Genomic DNA, 1034 nt, shown 5'->3' with positions numbered 1-1034 from the left:
AAAGTGCATCTATGACCGTTGTGCAAGTACCCGCGCCGGCCACGCTATCAGACAAGAAATTAGTGAGAAGAAAAATTTCTCTGTCCCCGTCACGATTAGGCTGCTCTAAGCAAACCTTCTCTTCGAGACGCTACGCGAACACACGACGTGCCTTTAACAGTTGACCATCATCGGCACTCAAAATAATGTTTTGCTCAAATATAGTACCACTATCGCTTTGACCTACTAGCCGGAAATCATCAGTTGCTTGCCAAGGCATAGTTTGATGCTGTCGAATAATAAAGTAGCCTTTGTGAGTAGCAACACCGAATAAAAACTTGAGTGTGCAAAAATTACGGTCTGCTCTTCCATTCGTCATCTTCTTCAACAGTTGGTAGTACCTCGTCAAATAGAGAACGCTCCTGAGCATGACCATCTTCACAAGGAAATACGTCCACTGCTAGCATCAAACTCGGGTCAAGTACGACTAAGGATTGGCCCGGCAATGGGGCACTACTAATGTCACGTAACGCTTTGAGACGGTGTTCAGTCGCAGCGATCGCGTTCCCATCAAGAATTTTGACTCGATAACCTGGTAGCAAATCAGGCACTGTAGCGTTGAGATGCCGAATCGTCGCTTCCATTTGTCCTGCAACTTCTGTGACTAACTCCGCACTGATAATCGGTTCAATGCCATTTATTTTGTTGTAGATCGAGGTCACTGAAACACTTATTTCTTCTGAGGATGCTTGATGGGCTGCATGTACTGATGGGTGAACTCCACAGACGACAAGGCTCATTAAATTTACTACTGTGGAAAACAATAACTCACGGGTGTACTGAGTTTTTGCACTCCGAACAAAAATAGTTCATCCAGGGTTTGGGGACATAGTGCTTTCTCTAAAAGCCCCCGAACCATCACTGATACTGGACTCTCTTTTACAAACCGCTCAAACACCTGCCCTAGCAACATTTCTTTTCTCCACCCTGAGATTTTCACCTCTCTTAACCAAACTACAAATTAGTCCATTACACAACACCTTGAAAGGGCTAGT

The 1034-nt window shown here is 44.8% G+C and carries 3 protein-coding genes; all 3 read right to left on the bottom strand.

Features of this window, described 5'->3' with window-relative positions; genetic code table 11:
- Positions 1 to 130 precede the first annotated feature (130 nt).
- The 3 genes from CDG77_RS35055 to CDG77_RS37290 are packed head-to-tail and all read right to left on the bottom strand — an operon-like array spanning position 131 to position 952.
- Positions 131 to 358, bottom strand: coding sequence for a hypothetical protein (locus tag CDG77_RS35055; RefSeq protein WP_094333673.1), 228 nt, complete (start codon positions 356 to 358; stop codon positions 131 to 133).
- Positions 333 to 779 (bottom strand): hypothetical protein, encoded by a 447-nt coding sequence (locus CDG77_RS35050; RefSeq protein WP_094333672.1) that lies wholly within the window; start codon positions 777 to 779, stop codon positions 333 to 335. The genes CDG77_RS35055 and CDG77_RS35050 overlap by 26 nt, the downstream gene beginning before the upstream one ends.
- Before the next feature lie 8 nt (positions 780 to 787).
- Positions 788 to 952: a hypothetical protein gene (locus CDG77_RS37290; protein ID WP_190234172.1), complete on the bottom strand. Its 165-nt coding sequence runs from the start codon at positions 950 to 952 to the stop codon at positions 788 to 790.
- Positions 953 to 1034: the final 82 nt, after the last annotated feature.

Origin of the sequence: Nostoc sp. 'Peltigera membranacea cyanobiont' 213 (genome assembly GCF_002245975.1) — a bacterium.
Taxonomy (GTDB): domain Bacteria; phylum Cyanobacteriota; class Cyanobacteriia; order Cyanobacteriales; family Nostocaceae; genus Nostoc.
The sequence above is the reverse complement of the archived record's forward strand: the minus strand, read 5'-3'. Positions and strand labels throughout refer to the sequence as shown.

What these genes read in the sequence shown, in the direction of transcription:
- CDG77_RS35055 (WP_094333673.1), bottom strand. Translation starts at nt 358, where the DNA reads ATGACGAATGGAAGAGCAGACCGTAATTTTTGCACACTCAAGTTTTTA.
- CDG77_RS35050 (WP_094333672.1), bottom strand. Translation starts at nt 779, where the DNA reads ATGAGCCTTGTCGTCTGTGGAGTTCACCCATCAGTACATGCAGCCCAT.
- CDG77_RS37290 (WP_190234172.1), bottom strand. Translation starts at nt 952, where the DNA reads ATGTTGCTAGGGCAGGTGTTTGAGCGGTTTGTAAAAGAGAGTCCAGTA.